16 protein-coding genes, 9 tRNA genes and 1 rRNA gene are annotated in these 18277 nt (G+C 42.6%); 25 read left to right on the forward strand and 1 reads right to left on the reverse strand.

Going from position 1 to position 18277, the window contains the following annotated elements; translation table 11 throughout:
• Positions 1 to 197 precede the first annotated feature (197 nt).
• From rrf to rocF, 11 genes are all read left to right on the forward strand, one after another.
• Positions 198 to 314: ribosomal RNA gene (rrf, locus tag LCL96_RS21255) — 5S ribosomal RNA — on the forward strand.
• 8 nt (positions 315 to 322) lie between these two features.
• Positions 323 to 397, forward strand: a tRNA-Asn gene (locus LCL96_RS21260).
• Positions 398 to 399: 2 nt separating this feature from the next.
• A tRNA-Thr gene (locus tag LCL96_RS21265) sits at positions 400 to 472 on the forward strand.
• 19 nt (positions 473 to 491) lie between these two features.
• Positions 492 to 566, forward strand: a tRNA-Glu gene (locus LCL96_RS21270).
• 40 nt (positions 567 to 606) lie between these two features.
• Positions 607 to 682: transfer RNA gene (locus LCL96_RS21275), tRNA-Val, on the forward strand.
• A gap of 22 nt (positions 683 to 704) precedes the next feature.
• Positions 705 to 780, forward strand: a tRNA-Thr gene (locus LCL96_RS21280).
• 11 nt (positions 781 to 791) lie between these two features.
• Positions 792 to 875, forward strand: a tRNA-Tyr gene (locus LCL96_RS21285).
• Between the two features lie 68 nt (positions 876 to 943).
• A tRNA-Gln gene (locus tag LCL96_RS21290) sits at positions 944 to 1018 on the forward strand.
• Positions 1019 to 1022: 4 nt separating this feature from the next.
• A tRNA-Lys gene (locus LCL96_RS21295) sits at positions 1023 to 1095 on the forward strand.
• 44 nt (positions 1096 to 1139) lie between these two features.
• Positions 1140 to 1215, forward strand: a tRNA-Ala gene (locus tag LCL96_RS21300).
• Positions 1216 to 1714: 499 nt separating this feature from the next.
• Positions 1715 to 2617, forward strand: coding sequence for an arginase (rocF, locus tag LCL96_RS21305; protein ID WP_224945099.1), 903 nt, complete (start codon positions 1715 to 1717; stop codon positions 2615 to 2617).
• 60 nt (positions 2618 to 2677) lie between these two features.
• Here rocF and LCL96_RS21310 read toward each other — a convergent pair whose 3' ends face one another.
• Positions 2678 to 2839, reverse strand: coding sequence for an aspartyl-phosphate phosphatase Spo0E family protein (locus LCL96_RS21310; protein ID WP_224945101.1), 162 nt, complete (start codon positions 2837 to 2839; stop codon positions 2678 to 2680).
• Positions 2840 to 3004: 165 nt separating this feature from the next.
• Between LCL96_RS21310 and sigW the strand changes: the two genes are divergently transcribed.
• From sigW to LCL96_RS21380, 14 genes are all read left to right on the forward strand, one after another.
• A complete protein-coding gene (gene sigW, locus LCL96_RS21315) occupies positions 3005 to 3568 on the forward strand; it encodes an RNA polymerase sigma factor SigW (protein WP_224945103.1) in 564 nt (187 codons plus the stop codon).
• Positions 3569 to 3583: 15 nt separating this feature from the next.
• A complete protein-coding gene (locus LCL96_RS21320; protein WP_224945105.1) occupies positions 3584 to 4237 on the forward strand; it encodes an anti-sigma factor family protein in 654 nt (217 codons plus the stop codon).
• A 235-nt stretch (positions 4238 to 4472) separates the two neighbouring features.
• On the forward strand, positions 4473 to 5309 hold the full coding sequence (cdaA, locus tag LCL96_RS21325; protein ID WP_224945106.1) for a diadenylate cyclase CdaA: 837 nt from the start codon (positions 4473 to 4475) through the stop codon (positions 5307 to 5309).
• Positions 5302 to 6543 (forward strand): YbbR-like domain-containing protein, encoded by a 1242-nt coding sequence (locus LCL96_RS21330; protein WP_224945108.1) that lies wholly within the window; start codon positions 5302 to 5304, stop codon positions 6541 to 6543. Before cdaA ends, LCL96_RS21330 begins: the two co-directional genes overlap by 8 nt.
• Before the next feature lie 25 nt (positions 6544 to 6568).
• Positions 6569 to 7918 carry a phosphoglucosamine mutase gene (gene glmM, locus LCL96_RS21335; RefSeq protein ID WP_224945110.1) on the forward strand — a complete coding sequence of 450 codons (1350 nt, stop codon included), beginning with the start codon at positions 6569 to 6571 and terminating at the stop codon, positions 7916 to 7918.
• Positions 7919 to 8427: 509 nt separating this feature from the next.
• Positions 8428 to 10230: a glutamine--fructose-6-phosphate transaminase (isomerizing) gene (gene glmS, locus LCL96_RS21340; RefSeq protein WP_224945112.1), complete on the forward strand. Its 1803-nt coding sequence runs from the start codon at positions 8428 to 8430 to the stop codon at positions 10228 to 10230.
• 355 nt (positions 10231 to 10585) lie between these two features.
• Positions 10586 to 11320, forward strand: coding sequence for a YveK family protein (locus LCL96_RS21345; RefSeq protein ID WP_224945114.1), 735 nt, complete (start codon positions 10586 to 10588; stop codon positions 11318 to 11320).
• A complete protein-coding gene (locus LCL96_RS21350) occupies positions 11307 to 11963 on the forward strand; it encodes a CpsD/CapB family tyrosine-protein kinase (protein ID WP_224945115.1) in 657 nt (218 codons plus the stop codon). The genes LCL96_RS21345 and LCL96_RS21350 overlap by 14 nt, the downstream gene beginning before the upstream one ends.
• Positions 11964 to 12227: 264 nt before the next feature.
• Positions 12228 to 12383 (forward strand): hypothetical protein, encoded by a 156-nt coding sequence (locus LCL96_RS21355; RefSeq protein ID WP_224945117.1) that lies wholly within the window; start codon positions 12228 to 12230, stop codon positions 12381 to 12383.
• A gap of 1 nt (position 12384) precedes the next feature.
• The gene (locus LCL96_RS21360; RefSeq protein ID WP_224945119.1) at positions 12385 to 14214 is read left to right on the forward strand and encodes a polysaccharide biosynthesis protein; all 1830 of its coding nucleotides are present in this window, start codon (positions 12385 to 12387) and stop codon (positions 14212 to 14214) included.
• 15 nt (positions 14215 to 14229) lie between these two features.
• Positions 14230 to 15117 (forward strand): UTP--glucose-1-phosphate uridylyltransferase GalU, encoded by an 888-nt coding sequence (gene galU, locus LCL96_RS21365; RefSeq protein WP_224945121.1) that lies wholly within the window; start codon positions 14230 to 14232, stop codon positions 15115 to 15117.
• 10 nt (positions 15118 to 15127) lie between these two features.
• Entirely contained in the window at positions 15128 to 16279 is a 1152-nt protein-coding gene (locus LCL96_RS21370) for a glycosyltransferase family 4 protein (protein ID WP_224945122.1), read from the forward strand.
• A complete protein-coding gene (locus LCL96_RS21375; RefSeq protein ID WP_224945130.1) occupies positions 16264 to 17382 on the forward strand; it encodes a glycosyltransferase family 1 protein in 1119 nt (372 codons plus the stop codon). Before LCL96_RS21370 ends, LCL96_RS21375 begins: the two co-directional genes overlap by 16 nt.
• A complete protein-coding gene (locus tag LCL96_RS21380; protein ID WP_224945132.1) occupies positions 17379 to 18269 on the forward strand; it encodes a glycosyltransferase family 2 protein in 891 nt (296 codons plus the stop codon). Before LCL96_RS21375 ends, LCL96_RS21380 begins: the two co-directional genes overlap by 4 nt.
• Positions 18270 to 18277 lie beyond the last annotated feature (8 nt).

Below are 18277 nucleotides of genomic sequence, written 5' to 3' on the forward strand. Positions count from 1 at the left end.
GCGACATGTGGAGTTGACTGATACTAATCGATCGAGGACTTAACCACAAAGAGTCATTATTAAATGAACAACATTGGTCGATTCTCGACTTTCTTGACATCAATCCTTTATCTAGTTTTCAGGGAATAAATTTTCATTTACCCCTTGAAATTCGTTGAAAATATTATATAATAATATTTGTCATTGTAAGCAATATGTCTGGTGATAATGGCGAAGAGGTCACACCCGTTCCCATGCCGAACACGGAAGTTAAGCTCTTCAGCGCCGATGGTAGTTGGGGGATCTCCCCCTGTGAGAGTAGGACGTCGCCAGGCCAAATCATTCCGCAGTAGCTCAGTGGTAGAGCTATCGGCTGTTAACCGATCGGTCGCAAGTTCGAATCTTGCCTGCGGAGCCATTGCTTCCATAGCTCAGCAGGTAGAGTGCTTCCATGGTAAGGAAGAGGTCACCGGTTCGAGCCCGGTTGGAAGCTTTTATCTTTTTTATAGACTGGCCCATTGGTCAAGCGGTTAAGACACCGCCCTTTCACGGCGGTAACACGGGTTCGAATCCCGTATGGGTCACCATTGTTTTTTGCGGAAGCAAAATAACGTACCATTACATATTGGAGGATTAGCTCAGCTGGGAGAGCATCTGCCTTACAAGCAGAGGGTCGGCGGTTCGATCCCGTCATCCTCCACCATTTATCTTTGTTAATTCAATATGCCGGTGTAGCTCAACTGGTAGAGCAACTGACTTGTAATCAGTAGGTTGGGGGTTCAAGTCCTCTTGCCGGCACCATTTTTTTAGCTGGAGGGGTAGCGAAGTGGCTAAACGCGGCGGACTGTAAATCCGCTCCTTCGGGTTCGGCAGTTCGAATCTGCCCCCCTCCACCATTTTGTATATTTCAGTGTAAAATGGACATCCTATAAATGTCCCTTTTTTATGCCATTTACGTAATTATTGGGCTATAGCCAAGCGGTAAGGCATCGCACTTTGACTGCGACATGCGTTGGTTCGAATCCAGCTAGCCCAGCCATTACGAGCCATTAGCTCAGTTGGTAGAGCATCTGACTTTTAATCAGAGGGTCGAAGGTTCGAGTCCTTCATGGCTCATCACATATTTTCTCACATCTCTTGGTGTGAGAATTTCTCTATACGGGGCCTTAGCTCAGCTGGGAGAGCGCCTGCTTTGCACGCAGGAGGTCAGCGGTTCGATCCCGCTAGGCTCCACCAAAGATTTTTTGTGAGAGCAAATGATCTATCCGTTTACGGAGCGTCAGCGAAGTAAATGAACCATACATACGACATTTTAAGACCTTGAATCTTTTAGGAGATTTGAGGTCTTTTTATTTAGCTTTTCAGTTAGCTTCTCGCCTGTCCAATTGACAAAAATCCATATATTTTCGTTCGAAACCCAATGAAAATGACTTAAATTTAACCAGAATATCCGTTATCTGATTAAAACAAAAGAATGCCCTCTTACAATAAGGGAGAATTATCTCCTTTTCTTCATTCCTTCACCAATTTATTTTCAATACCTACCTATATATTTTTAAATCGATCATAACCAAGCTGCACATACATCCAAAAGAGTACCTGCATAATATTACACGAAATCACCCATAACCCTCTTCAGCCGCATATATATACACAATCTTGTCCAGTTGAGTCATCTATCATTCTAAGGATACAATAGGGGTAGGTCTTGAATTTTGAATTGGGGGAATTTTTGATGAAGAAGAACATTTCAATTATTGGAGTACCGATGGATTTAGGTCAAATGCGCAGGGGCGTGGATATGGGGCCGAGTGCGATCCGTTATGCCGGCATCGTCGAGCGTCTTGAGAATCTTGGATATTCCATTAACGACCTTGGTGATATCGAGATTGGTCAGGCTGAGCGTATACATAATAATCCTGATACAAACTTACGTAATTTGAAAGCGGTTGCGGAAGCCAGTGAAACGCTTGCAGGAAAAGTGAATGACGTGATCGGAAGCGGGGATTTCCCATTGATCTTTGGTGGCGATCACAGTATTGCGATCGGTACATTGGCGGGAGTTTCTCCTCATTATGAAAATCTAGGTGTAATCTGGTACGACGCCCATGGCGATTTAAATACAGGTGATACGTCTCCATCAGGTAATATCCATGGTATGCCACTAGCGGTGAGCTTGGGAATAGGTCATGAGGACCTAACGGGTATCGGTCACAGTAATCCTAAGATCAAGCCTGAGAACATCGTCATCATCGGGGCGCGTTCTTTAGATGAAGGCGAAAGGGAATTAATTAAAGAAAAAGGCATTAAAGTCTATACGATGCATGAAATTGATCGTCTGGGAATGACGAGAGTAATGGAAGAATCCATTGACTACTTAAAGGGCAGAACGGATGGTGTTCATTTGTCACTTGACCTGGATGGATTAGATCCAAGTGACGCCCCTGGTGTTGGTACTCCGGTTCTTGGCGGTATCAGCTACCGTGAGAGTCATCTGGCGATGGAGATGCTAGAGGAATCCGGGATGATTACGTCTGCTGAATTTGTAGAGGTAAACCCTATTCTGGATGAAAAGAATAAAACGGCAACGGTGGCCGTCGCATTAATGGGTTCTCTTTTTGGAGAGAAATTACTTTAATAAATCATAAAAAAAGAAGGCTGGAACCGTTTAAGGTTTCCAGCCTTCATCTATTTCACCTCAGTGGTGCTTGACCACTTGATATTGATTTAACAGATCGTCAAGACGAGTACTCAAATCCACTACCTGCTCATCTGCAAAGGAAGACTTTAATGCCAGTTCGACCATTTGGCGACGACAGTCTTCAATTTGGAATAATAGATCATTTAATCTGCCCCTCATTTAAGATCCTCCCGCAAAAGAAATATTAGTTCCTTTATACCCCTTTTCTAATAAATGTAAACACATTTCCTTAAAAATTTGTTAGGATAATAATATAAAAAAATTGAAACCTTTTAATAGGGTATTACGTATATAAATATAGCCGCATAGAGCGGAGGTTGTGAAATGGAAGCATTAGTGAAAAAACGGATAAAACAAGTATTGAAAGGTGATCAAAACGCCTTTGCTGAATTAGTCGAACTTTATAGAGATAAAGTGTTTCAAATATGCTACCGTATGCTTGGAAATCGCCATGAGGCAGAAGACATTGCTCAAGAGGCGTTTATCAGGGCATATGTGAATATCGAGACCTTTAATCAAAAGAGAAAGTTTTCGACCTGGCTATTCCGGATAGCGACGAACCTGTGTATTGACCGGATCCGGAAGAAGAAACCGGATTATTTCCTCGATGCAGAGGTGGCAGGGACGGAAGGCTTGACGATGTACTCTCAAGTGGCTGCTGATGTTCAGCTCCCGGAGGATGAAGTGGAGAATATGGAGTTGCAGGAGACCATTCAAACAGAAATCTCGAAGTTACCCGAGAAGTATCGATCGGTCATTGTTTTAAAATACATTGAAGAACTCCCACTTCAAGAAATCAGCGAAATATTGGATTTACCACTGGGGACGGTTAAAACGAGAGTACATAGAGGGCGTGAAGCTCTCAGAAAACAATTACGATCACTGTAGAGAGGGTGAGTGAACATGAAGCCTTGTCCTGATAAAATCATCGAGTATATGCACGATTATTTAGATGGAGATTTAAACCGTGAAAAAGAGGAAGAACTGAAGCATCATTTGCAGGAGTGCATTGAATGCCAGCACCACTTCCATGAGTTGAAAAAAGCGATTGCGTTTGTACAGAGCACATCCCACATCAGTGCTCCGGCAAACTTTACAGATAACGTCATGTCCAGATTACCGAAAGAGAAGAAGAAGGTCGGGGTACAGAGATGGTTCCGTCATCATCCGCTCCTTACGGCAGCCGCCCTATTCCTATTCTTTATGACCGGGAGTTTTCTCACATCCTGGAATGATGACAAGGACTTTTCTTTTACGAAAAATGCTCAATTAGTCGTGAAGGATCATACCGTCGTTGTACCTGAAGGTGAGGTCGTGAAAGGGGATCTGACCGTCCGTAATGGCGATGTGAAAATAGAAGGAAAAGTTGCAGGAAATGTCACGGTCATCAACGGGAAGGTAACGGGTATCGACGGTAAGCAATATCTTGCCTCTGCAGGCAGTGTGACAGGGGACATCCATGAAATCGATGAGGCGTTCGAGTGGCTTTGGTACCAGATAAAAAAAGGGGCTAAAGACACGTTGGACTGGGGAAATTCGCAACTTGAAGAAAAGTAGGATAAAATAGAGGGGATGGAATGTAAGGTCCGTCCCTAAAGGGCTGACACTTAAAAAATCGTGTCAGTTTTTTTATGCAAAAACGTGAGTTCATGAATAGATAAGAAAGAATCATGAAGCCGTGCGTGTCTCTCATTTGACCGTGAAAAAATGTGCTATAATAAGTAACGTTACGAAAATGGAGAAGCCACACATGGCGGCTTACGCTTTCGATTAAGCTATTGGAGGATGTAATATGCCGTTTATCGATATTTTTTCGGATTACTCCGCGCTGGATTATGTCTCTGATATTGTAGATATACTCGTTGTATGGTTTGTAATCTATAAACTGATCATGCTGATAAAAGGAACGAAAGCAGTACAACTATTAAAAGGTATTTTTGTCATTATCATTGTAAGGGGCCTGAGTAGTATCTTCGGTCTCGATACACTGGGATGGATGATGGAACAAGCCCTCACCTGGGGATTCCTCGCCATCATCATCATCTTCCAGCCTGAACTAAGAAGGGCTCTTGAACAGCTCGGCCGGGGACGTTTATTCTCAAGGACGGGCCTGCAGGAGGAAGAAGAGCAGGAACAGATGATCGAATCCATGACAAAAGCCGTAAGCTATATGGCGAAACGCCGTATTGGCGCCCTTCTCACTCTTGAGAGGGAAACGGGAATGAGTGATTACATCGAGACAGGTATACCCCTTGATGCAAAAATCACATCCCAGCTGCTCATTAATATCTTTATACCGAATACACCCCTTCATGATGGCGCGGTGATCATACAGAAGAATCAGATCGCAGCAGCAGCATGCTATCTTCCATTGTCCGAAAGTCCTTTCATCTCTAAGGAGCTTGGGACAAGGCATAGAGCCGCACTCGGTGTGAGTGAAGTGACAGATAGTATCACCATCGTTGTATCAGAAGAAACGGGAGCTATCTCCATCACGAAAAATGGAGAGTTGCATCGCGACCTCTCTCTGGAGCGCTTTAGGGAAATACTTACTTTAGAGCTCATTGGCGATAAGACAAATGCTTCCTCGACGAAATGGAGTTTTAGGGGGAAGAAAGAAAATGGATAAATTCATGGAAAGCCGCTGGTTCATGCGTATTGTTGGACTGTTGTTAGCCTTCATTCTCTATCTATCCGTGAACTTTGACGATATCCAGAAAACGGCCAACAATAACAACGGTAGCTCTCAGAATGCGATAGAAACGATCCAGGATGTCCCACTTGAAGTATTCTATGACCGTGACAACCTGGAAGTCTCAGGACTGCCTGATACGGTGAATGTGACTGTGGAAGGACCAAAGGCCGTTGTGCAGCAAACCAAGACAGTAAAGGATTTTCAAGTGTATGTGGACTTGAATGATATCGGGATAGGCGAACATCAAGTTGAAATTCAAATCCAAAATATCTCTGATAAATTAAAAGTGAAAAAGGATCCTGAATTCGCCAACATTTCGGTTCAGGAAAAAGTCACAGAAGAGTTTACGGTCGAACCTCAGTTCAATGAAAGCATTTTATCCAATGGATATGAGGCTGAAGGACTGGCAGTCGATCCAAAAACGGTGAAAGTGACCGGATCCAAGGCTGAAGTAGAACGGATTGCCTATGTCATTGCGACTCTTGATGTCGATGAAGAAATCAATGAGAATGTAACTAAGGAAGCCAGGGTTCAGGTGCTTGACCGTGAATACAACAAATTGGATGTACTGGTAGAGCCTGAAGTGGTGGATGTCACCGTATCGGTGGTGAATCCGAGCAAGACCGTACCAGTCTCGGTGAAGCAAAAGGGAAGTCTTCCAAAAGGCACTACCCTTGAATCGATTTCAATAGAACCTAAAGAGGCAACGATCTTTGGCAGACAGGACGTCTTGGACACAGTGGAAGAACTCCTTGCAGAAGTCGATCTATCGAAAATCACGAAGGACTCGACCATTACTGTACCACTTGCCCTCCAGGATGGGCTGAATAAAGTTTCTCCTGAAGAGGTGAAAGTCAAAGTGGATGTAAACACGACCGAGGAGAAGAGCCTATCAGGAATCGAGATCAAGCCTGAAGGATTGGCTGACGAATATGAATACACCATCATGACACCTGAAAGCGGGGCAGTGGATGTGGCACTGAAAGGTCAAAACAGGGAAGTGAATAAGGTCAGGAAAGAAGACTTTTCCCTCGCCCTTGATCTTTCAGGGCTTGAGCCCGGCGAACATGAGGTTGAAATAGATGCAAAAGGACCAGATAACGTTGAATGGACCCTTTCACAAAAAACGGTAAAAGTAGAAATCAAAGAAAAGAACACTTCAGCATAAGAGCTGTAAAAAGGAGAGAATGACAATGGGTAAGTATTTTGGAACGGATGGAGTAAGAGGTGTAGCGAATACGGAATTGACACCGGAATTAGCCTTTAAGCTTGGACGCTTCGGTGGGTATGTACTGACGAAGGATGCTACACGTCCCAAAATATTGATTGGACGGGATACTCGAATTTCCGGTCATATGCTGGAAGGAGCACTTGTAGCGGGACTTCTTTCCATTGGGGCGGAAGTGATGCGCTTGGGTGTGATTTCAACTCCGGGAGTGGCATATCTTACAAAGGCATTGGGAGCTCAGGCAGGAGTCATGATATCTGCTTCCCATAACCCGGTAGGAGATAACGGGATTAAATTCTTCGGTCCGGATGGTTTCAAGCTGTCCGATGATCAGGAAAGTGAGATTGAAGATCTACTGGATCAAACCGTTGACGGACTTCCTCGTCCGACCGGCGCCGACCTTGGTCAGGTAAGTGACTATTTCGAAGGCGGTCAAAAATATCTGCAGTACTTAAAACAATCAGTGGACGAAGATTTCGATGGTTTACATATTGCTTTGGATTGCGCACACGGTGCAACATCTGCTCTTGCTACCCACCTGTTTGCTGATCTTGATGCGGATATCTCCACAATGGGGGCATCACCGGACGGCTTAAATATCAATGAAGGCGTTGGATCCACTCACCCAGAATCTCTTGCTGAAATGGTGAAGGAAAAAGGAGCAGACTTAGGTCTTGCCTTTGATGGAGATGGAGACCGTATCATCGCGATTGATGAGCATGGGCGGATCGTGGACGGAGATCAGATCATGTACATCTGCGGAAAGTACTTGAAATCACAGGGACAATTGAAACAGTCTACTGTTGTGTCTACCGTAATGAGTAACCTGGGCTTCCATAAAGGTCTTGAAGAGAATGGCATCCAGAGCATCCAGACAGCCGTAGGTGATCGCTATGTGGTGGAAGAAATGAAGAAGCACGGTTATACTCTTGGCGGTGAGCAGTCTGGGCATATCATCTTCCTTGATTACAATACAACGGGTGACGGCCTGTTAACAGGTATTCAACTCGTGAATATCATGAAAGTGACAGGTAAATCATTATCGGAGCTTGCGGGAGAAATGCAGAAATTCCCTCAAAAGCTTGTAAATGTTCGTGTCACAGATAAGCATCATGTAACGGATAACGAAACGGTTAAAAACGTGATTCAAAAGGTAGAGGAAGAAATGAACGGAAATGGCCGTATTCTTGTCCGCCCTTCAGGAACGGAGCCACTGGTCCGTGTCATGGCGGAAGCCCCTACAGAAGAGCTATGTGAACAGTATGTAAATGAAATTGTACAAGTCGTCGATCAGGAAATGGGTCTGAACGAATAGTTGATTTTTCATGCACAAGGGGTCAATATGTGCCCTTTGTGCATATTTAATGAGTAGGGTGTTTTAATGTGTTTACCCTCATTCTATGTCGGGAACATGACAAAGTGATAACAACTCCTTATCGTTGTCAGATTTTCATTGACGAAGGGAAACCCGCTAGTGTATGATGATTTTGTTTTCATTTTTCAAATTATATGGAAATGTGATTCAAGAAGGAAAGGTGGATTGTAAGGTATAAAATCTATAAAGCGCCAGGGCTGGACGATGGATACGACAAGGATCGTTCAGTTGACGAGGTGGAGGTTTATCGAGTGTTCGGCGGATGCCTCCCGGTTCGTAATGTCACCGAGCCGAAAGTTTCTTCCTTAAAACATTGAGGCAACTTGATGCACAAAGGGATGAAAAGAAGTGACCAAACGAATAATATAAATGACAAACAGAGATAAGGGGGCAAGTTGTCCCCAAAAGAGTTCTTGCCCCCTTGCATGTTCAGGGAGGATAAATTAATTATGTGTGGTATTGTTGGATATATTGGAAATTCAGATACAAAGGAAATCCTATTAAAAGGTCTTGAGAAGCTTGAGTACCGCGGGTATGATTCTGCAGGGATCGCTGTTCAAAACGACGAAGGTATCCATGTGTTCAAGGAGAAAGGTCGTATTGCAGACCTTCGCGGAATCGTGGATGAGAACGTATCAAGCAACACTGGAATCGGTCACACTCGCTGGGCTACACACGGTGTACCAAGCAAGGTGAATGCTCACCCTCATCAAAGCAATTCAGGCCGCTTCACAATCGTTCATAATGGAGTAATCGAAAACTACTCTCAACTAAAGCGTGAATATTTAACAGATGTAACGTTCAAGAGTGATACGGATACAGAAGTCATTGTTCAGCTGATTGAAAAGATTGTAGAAGAAGGAAACACAGTAGAGGAAGCTTTCCGTCAAACGTTGATGCTTCTGAAAGGCTCTTATGCCATTGCCCTTTTAGATTCTGAGAATGATGAAACAATCTATGTAGCGAAAAACAAAAGTCCACTGCTTGTTGGTCTAGGAGAAGACTTCAACGTTGTAGCAAGTGATGCAATGGCGATGATTCAAGTAACGGATCAATATGTTGAGCTGATGGATAAAGAAATGGTCATCGTCACGAAAGAAAAGGTTGAAATTCAAAACCTGATCGGTGAAGTAATGGAACGTGCTCCTTACACGGCTGAAATCGATGCCAGTGATATTGAAAAAGGAACATACCCTCACTATATGCTGAAGGAAATCGATGAACAGCCACTAGTGATGCGTAAAATCATTCAAGCTTACCAAAACGAGAACAACGAGCTTCACATCGATGAGCCGATCGTAGGTGCGATGAAAGAAGCGGATCGTGTTTACATCATTGCATGTGGAACGAGCTACCACGCTGGTCTAGTTGGAAAGCAATTCATCGAGAAGAGTGCAGGAATTCCTGTAGAAGTTCATGTAGCAAGTGAATTCAGCTACAATATGCCATTACTTTCTAAGAAGCCATTGTTCATCTTCATTTCTCAAAGTGGTGAAACGGCAGATAGCCGTGCCGTACTGGTTCAAATCAAAGAACTTGGACATAAATCATTAACGATTACAAACGTAGCGGGATCAACCCTGTCACGTGAAGCAGATTACACACTGCTTCTTCATGCAGGACCTGAAATCGCTGTAGCTTCAACGAAAGCGTACACGGCTCAACTTGCGGTTCTTGCTATTCTTGCTCACGTTGCCGGTCAGGCATGTGGAAACAACCAGGACTTTGACCTTGTTCAAGAGCTTGGTATCGTAGCTACTGCGATGGAAGCACTTTGCGACACGAAAGAAGAGTTTGAAGACATCGCACGTGAATATCTGTCAACGACGCGCAACTGTTTCTTCATCGGCCGTTCTCTTGATTTCTATGTAGGTCTTGAGGGAGCATTGAAGCTGAAAGAAATCTCTTACATCCAGGCAGAAGGATTTGCCGGAGGAGAGCTTAAACACGGTACGATCGCCCTTATCGAAGAAGGAACACCGATCGTTGCCCTTGCAACACAAGAAGATGTAAACCTTGGTATCAGAGGAAATGTGAAAGAGGTAGTCGCTCGTGGAGCGAACCCTTGTATTATTTCCATGAAAGGTTTAGAAGACGAAGAAGATCGCTTCGTCATCCCAGAGGTTAACCCATTGTTAACACCTCTTATCTCTGTCATTCCGTTACAATTAATCTCTTACTATGCTGCTCTGCACCGCGATTGTGATGTAGATAAGCCGCGTAACCTGGCTAAGTCGGTTACGGTTGAGTAAGGATTGAGTAGAAAAAACCGGTTGGTCCATTAGGGCTGACCGGTTTTTTCAATTTAAATAAATAATCAAGTACTAGTTGTATCTAAAGTATCATATAAATTCAGTTAGATATGATCCTTGATACCTAATAAAATAGTATTTTCTGAAAATAATAGTTGACATGTTCTTTATACAGAACTAAAATGAAAGAAGAATAGATTGGTAGAGAATAAAGAAGTTGAATGAGCTCGAATTAGAAATTTTCAAATCGATTTTCTAGCAGGGATTCTTTTTTTTATTCTATTTGTTCGTTATAATGAATAATTCTCTCATAAGTACTTTTAAAATAAACTTCAATAAAGGTGGTTTGGTTTCCATGGGAAGTTCAAAACAATCAAGTTATATGGTGAACAATGTCGCGAGAGAAATCAATTTAAGAGAGTATTATGAGGTCATAAAAAAACGGATTTGGCTTATTATCCTGATCACATTCATCACAACGGTTGCCGGGTATGTATACAACTCCTATACACAAACGAATCTTTATGAATCCTCCAGACGGGTGATCATTGGCTCAGACAGCGGAAATATGAATACGCTAATGGTTATGATAAAAGATCCAATCATCATGGAGAAGGTCAGGGATGAATTGAATCTTTCCCGGTCACCGGAAGGAATCGCCAATCAAATTACGGTGGCTCAAATAGACGATTCACAAGTCATAAAAATTTCAGCCGTTGATGCCGATCCTAAAGTAGCCATGGCTATTGTTAATTCGACAGCCAAACTTTTTAAGAGCGAAATCGCTACAATATTAGATTTCAAAGAGGTTCAATTATTATCTGAAGCAAAAGAAAATCCATATCCTATTAATCCGGCAGGGAACAGGATCACGATCATCGCTTTCGTCTTAGGTATGATTACAGCTATCGGATTAGTGTTTTTATTAGATTCATTGGATCAAACAATCAAAACGAATAAGGATATTGAGGAGTACTTGGATATAACCGTTCTTGGTAAAGTGTCTAATATGAATAAGAAGAAATTTGTCATAAAGCGGAAGGCTCAGGCTGAAATGGAGTTAAGGGGTGATACAGTTGGCATTAAATAGGAAGAAGCAATTAAGTAAAATGAAAAGAAGACATCTTGTCACTTACTCTCATCCAGAGTCGATTATTTCTGAGCAGTTTCGCGAGATTAGAACGAATATGAAATTCATCAATAAAAATGAAAACAAAATATTCCTTATCACATCTCCCAAGGATGGGGAAGGGAAATCAACCATGGTCGCTAACTTAGCCGTCTCCATGGCGCAGCAGAAAGAGAAGATACTCGTCATCGATGCCAACTTGAGGGAGCCGATCATCCATTCGATCTTTAAAATTCCGAACGAAAAGGGACTGACCAATGTATTAACCGGTCATACGGCGTTAGAAGATGCACTCTATCAAACAGAGGTCAGTCGTCTGGAAGTATTGACAAGTGGATCTCATTCCTTTAACCCGGCTGAATTATTAGAAACAAGGGGTATGAAGGAACTTCTTAAGAAGCTGGCTGAGTTATACGATGTTGTGCTGATTGATGCTCCCTCTGCAATAAAGTCAACTGAAACGAGAGTCATAGCCAATCAATGCGATGGAGTTGTACTGGTACTGAATAAAGGGAAAACCGAGATCGAACTGGCGATTGAAACGAAAAAAGTGCTGGAACTGGCTCATGCCAAGATTGTTGGAGCTATTTTAAATGAAGGGTAAAAAATTTTTAATCTGCATGTTCGTTATTAAGAATTAATCGTACGTTAAAAATGAATATTCTATCGGTGATGTCTCCTTGCCGTTATCCATGGAGGTACTCGGTCATGCTGTGGGTTGAATAAACCTTAGACGCTAAGTCGTCGGTGGTGTGGTGTGAGGATGGGTTAGATGCCCACATTTTAATGTTTTTATGTAGGAAATCTTTTTTTTCGGAAGATAGCGTACATAAGGACATTAATGAATAAAAGGAGATGGTTTAAAGATATGATTCTATTAGATGAACAACCTAAATTAATTAAGAAAGCGATCAGGTATATAAAGCGGGATGCCTTGAAAGAACACCTGAAGGCCATAAGAAAGCTATTAGACTACGCTGTTTATAAAAGATTGAAAGTACTTGATGAAGGAAAGGAGGCATAGCATGACCTACAGGCAAAGATTATCTCTATTCATTCTAGTTGATTCACTTATTGTCCTGACCGCTGTCTTCGTCAGCAAAATGCTGACAGGCTCCACCATCCAAGTCATAACCCTTCCTGTCGTCATCAGCTCTATTACATTGCTCATCAGTCACCAAATCTTTTCACTGAAGCACAAACTTTATAAGAAAGCATGGGAATATGCAAGCATAGGGGAATTATTAATCATTTTTAAAGTAGTGAGTTATTCGGTGCTTACAGGAGCGATCATCCAACAAGTAGCACTGCAGGAAATTCAATTCAGACTCCTTGCCGTTACCTGGATGCTTCACTTGATGCTCATTGGAGGTTCAAGGTTTGTATGGAGAGTCTATCGTGACACCTTTATATCCCTGGTGGATAATCGCAAACGGACATTGGTGGTGGGAGCCGGGGCGGCCGGCACAATGGTAGCCAGACAGCTTCTAAAGAATGACGGGGATCTGGTCCCTGTTGCATTCATTGATGACAATATTAGAAAACAGAAACTGGACATACTGGGCATCCCGGTCGTCGGAGGCGTGGATCGAATTGAAAAAGCGGTAGCTCAATATGACATTGAACACATCATTATTGCCATACCTTCTCTTAGTAAACAAGATCTGAATACCATCTTCCAGGAATGCTTGAAAACGAAAGCGAAGACGCAAACCCTGCCGATGTTGGAGGATTTGATCACTGGAAAAATATCAGTCAATCAATTCCGTGATGTACAGGTAGAGGACTTACTAGGCAGGGATACAGTGGAAATCGATATGTCCAGCATCTCTGAATATGTCACAAACAAAGTGGTACTTGTATCAGGTGCAGGGGGCTCTATTGGTTCTGAAATCTCCCGTCAAATCTCTCAATTCAATCCGAAACAATTAATCCTCCTCGGACATGGGGAAAACAGTATTTATTCCATTGAGATGGAGCTGAAAGAATCATTTGTCGGCAAGGGAATTGAGTTCATCCCTGTCATTGCTGATTTACAGGATGAGAAGAAGATGATCCAAGTAATGAATGAACACACTCCTGATGTTGTTTACCATGCTGCTGCCCATAAGCATGTTCCTCTCATGGAGCGTAATCCGGAAGAAGCGGTCAAGAACAATCTTATTGGTACCACAAATATTGCGAAAGCGGCAAGCTGGAGTGGGGTCAAAACCTTTGTCATGATTTCCTCCGACAAAGCGGTGAATCCAACGAGCGTCATGGGAGCTACTAAACGATTGTCTGAAATGGTTATCCAAAGCATGGATCAAACGAGTTCCACACGATTTGTTGCCGTTCGATTTGGAAATGTATTGGGCAGCAGGGGAAGCGTCATCCCGTTATTTAAAAAGCAAATAGAAAAAGGTGGTCCTGTAACGGTCACGCATCCCGATATGGTCAGGTATTTCATGACTATCCCGGAAGCATCAAGACTTGTCATTCAAGCGGGAGCCCTGGCTCAAGGAGGAGAAATCTTCGTATTGGATATGGGAGAACCCGTGAAAATAGTCGACTTAGCGAAAAATCTGATCAAGCTCTCAGGTCATTCCATCGAGGAAGTCGGACTGAAATTTACAGGAATGAGACCAGGGGAAAAGCTGTACGAGGAACTTCTGAAGGATGAAGAGATCCACGAAGAACAAATCTACCCGAACATTTATATAGGGAAAACTGCGCATCTTTATTTAGAAGAAATCGATGAAATCATCGAAACGTTTAACGATATGGATCGGGCGACACTAAGAGAAAAACTGGTTGCGTTAGCCAATACAAAAGAGATTCTTGAACCGAAGCCAGTCATGTCGATATCAAGCTAATAGGAGTGAGAATCAATGAAGGTAAGAAAAGCCATCATCCCTGCTGCTGGACTTGGAACAAGGTTTCTTCCAGCTACAAAGGCCATGCCAAAGGAAATGCTGCCGATTGTCGATAAGCCAACGATTCAATACATAATCGAAGAAGCCATTGAGTCGGGGATTGAAGATATCATTATCGTTACGGGGAAAGGAAAAAGAGCCATCGAGGATCATTTCGATCATTCATTCGAACTCGAACAAAATCTTCTGGATAAAGGTAAATTCGAACTATTATCTGAAGTCCAAAAGTCTTCGAAACTTGTAGACATTCATTATATCCGTCAAAAGGAACCAAAGGGATTAGGGCATGCCATTTGGTGCGCCCGCAAATTTGTGGGAGACGAACCATTCGCCGTCTTACTTGGCGATGACATCGTCAGAGCTGACACCCCTTGCCTTAAACAAATGATCAATCAATACAATCGATATCAATCTTCTATTCTGGGAGTTCAAACTGTGAATGAAGAAGAAGTATCCAGGTATGGCATTGTAGATTCTAATCAAATCGGGGATCGATTCTACGGAGTAAACGGGCTTGTGGAAAAACCGGCTAGAGAAGAAGCTCCTTCAAATCTGGCTATTATGGGTCGGTATATCCTAAGTCCACGAATCTTCGATGTACTGGAAAATCAGCCACCGGGAGCGGGAGGAGAAATTCAGCTGACTGACGCCATTGCCGAACTAAATCATCACGAAGCGGTCTACGCCTATGACTTCGAAGGGACCCGTTATGATGTGGGGGAGAAGATGGGATTTATCCAAACAACGATTGAATTTGCATTACAGCGAGAGGATTTGAAAGCCGATTTGCTGGAATACCTATTAACCGTCATGGAACGGGAAGTAGCTAAGAAAGTGGAATGAGGTGATGGGTATGGTTCATTCAATCCTGTTTTGTGCAACCGTCGACTACCACTTTAAAGCGTTCCATTTACCTTACATGAAATGGTTCAAGGAACAAGGCTGGGAGGTTCATGTAGCGGCAAGTGGTGAAATCGAGCTTCCGTATGTAGATAAGAAGTTTACCATTCCGATCCAACGATCACCGTTTTCGCTGACGAACATAACGGCCTATCAAGAACTAAAAGATATCATTGATCTACAGCAGTATAGGATGATACATTGCCACACACCTATGGGAGGAGTGCTGGCTCGCTTAGCAGCACGAGGGGCAAGAAAGAATGGTACAAAGGTCATCTATACAGCACATGGATTTCATTTTTGTGAAGGTGCTCCCATTCAAAATTGGATGCTTTACTACCCAATTGAAAAAATGCTGTCACAGTATACAGATTGTCTTATTACGATTAACGAAGAAGACTATACCTTGGCCAAACAACGATTCCATATTCCCACCATTGAACATGTTCATGGAGTAGGAGTGAACACCGAAACCTTCCAACCTATTTCTGAAAAGGATAAAGAGGAAAGAAAGAAGTCATTTGGATATCAACCAGATGACTTCTTATTATTTTATGCTGCCGAATTTAACAGGAACAAAAACCAACAACTGCTGCTTAGAGCGTTAGCACATATCAAAGAAGAGGTTCCACACGCGAAGCTGTTGCTTGCAGGTGAAGGAATCTTGCAGAATACATGCAAGGAACTGGCAAAGAGGCTAGAAGTTGAACATATGGTACATTTCCTGGGATTTCGTAAGGATATACCTGAAATCCTCCCCATGTGTGATGTGGCGGTTGCATCAAGTCTGCGTGAAGGACTTCCGGTGAATATAATGGAAGCGATGGCTTGTGGGTTGCCGGTGGTGGCAAGTGTGAATCGGGGGCACCGGGAGTTGGTGAAGGAACATCAAAACGGCTGGATTGTATCCCCAACAGATATAAAAGGCTTTTCAAACAAGCTTAAACTCCTTGCTGCCTCAGAAGACATCAGAAGGCAGATGGGAATGAACGGAAGAGGCATGATAGAGAGCTCATTTAGTGTCCAACGAATAGTAAATGAAAAAAGTCGAGTTTACCAATCTTTTATGAAAGAGAAGGAGGTGGAAAAATGGGCAGTCCATTAAGAGTTCTGCATGTGGTCGTGAATATGAACCGGGGCGGCGCAGAGACACTGATCATGAACCTGTACCGTAATATCGATCGAACGAAGGTTCAATTCGATTTTTTAACATGTAAAGAAGGTGTATTCGATTCTGAAATTCTTGAGATGGGCGGAAAGATTCATAGGATTTCCTACGTGACGGAAGTTGGGCATTCTGGGTATGTGGAGGAATTGGATATGTTCTTTAAGGAACACTCCTATTATCAAATCGTTCACTCACATTTGGATAAGATGAGTGGGTTGGTGTTAAGAGCTGCAAAGAAAGCGGGTATTCCTGTAAGAATCGCTCACAGCCATAATACCCAGAGTGAGGGAGGATTAGGGGTAAAGGTTTATAAATGGTTAGTCGGCCAGCAGATAAAACGGAGTGCTACTCACTTGTTTGCCTGTTCAAATGCGGCCTCTAAGTGGTTATTCGGCAATCAGGCAGATAAAGCACAGCTTATAAAAAATGGAATTGAGTTCGATAAATTTCAATTCTCCTTTTATATCCGAAATCAGGTTAGATCTGATCTTCAGTTAAATAAAGACACGCTGGTATTAGGGCATGTTGGAAGGTTCTGTGAACAAAAAAATCATATGTTTTTACTCGAAACCTTTGCCGAGATTCACAAAAAAATACCCGAATCGAAATTAATCCTGGTGGGGGACGGACCTTTAAGAGAGAAGATCGCCGATAAAATAAGAAGCCTGCATTTACAACAAGCGGTCATGGTTCTGGGAGTAAGGGATGACATTCCCTATTTACTACAGGCATTAGATATGTTCATGTTCCCATCTTTTCACGAGGGTCTTCCGGTTACCTTGATTGAAGCACAAGGTGCAGGGTTACCGTGTTATATTTCAGAAACTATTACAGAAGAAGTAGATATGGGAAATGGTTTGGTCAGTTTCTTACCTATTACGAATAAGAGGGTTTGGGTGGAACAAATAGTGAAGGGGAAAAATACACAGTCAGCAAGACATGTCTCTCATGCGGCCATGACTCTTAAAGGCTATGATATTCGGAAAACAGCAGAAGATACAGAAAGATCATACATAACGCTGGGAGGGAAAACAGGATGAAGCAACTAACAGTCTTCACTCCAACCTATAATCGTGCCTATTGCCTTGGTCAGTGTTATGAAAGTCTTAAAAGGCAAACGAATAAAAATTTCACCTGGCTGATCATTGATGACGGATCAACAGATCATACAAATGAACTTGTCGCGAAATGGATCAAGGAGGAACATGTTCACATTATCTACCACTGGCAGGAAAATCAGGGCATGCATGGCGCCCATAATACCGCCTATCAATTAATTCATACAGAGCTGAACGTCTGCATCGATTCCGATGATTATATGCCAGACGATGCCGTTGAAAAGATCCTGTCATTTTGGAATGATCATGGAAGCTCTAAAGTAAGTGGAATGATTGGGTTAGATGCCTACCATGACGGGGGTATCATCGGAACAAAGTTACCAGATACAGTCGGCTCTTCCACCTTATTTGATTTATATAACAAATATGGAGTAACAGGGGATAAAAAATTAGTCTACCGTACAGAGTTGACGAAGAAATATCCTTATCCAATCTTTCATCGGGAAAAATACGTCGGCCTTGCCTATAAGTATTTCATGCTTGATAAGGAATATAAAATGCTTCTTATGAATGAGGTCATCTGCCGTGTGGAATATTTAGCTGACGGATCTTCTGTCAATATGTTGAATCAGTATCGGAAGAATCCGAAAGGGTTTGCTTTTTACAGAAAGGAACTGATGAAATTGCCGTTCGCCAGTACTACTTTTAAATTTAGGCAGGCGATTCATTATGTGTCGAGTAGTTTACTGAGTAGAGACCGGCACTTTCTAACAAAAACCCCGAATAAGTCACTCACATTTTTAGCAGTTCCATTTGGATGTATATTATATATATACATTATGGGTAAGACAAAAACGATAATAAGTTGATGATATCA

It is taken from the genome of Rossellomorea aquimaris, from assembly GCF_020172085.1.
Taxonomy (GTDB): Bacteria; Bacillota; Bacilli; order Bacillales; family Bacillaceae_B; genus Rossellomorea; species Rossellomorea aquimaris_E.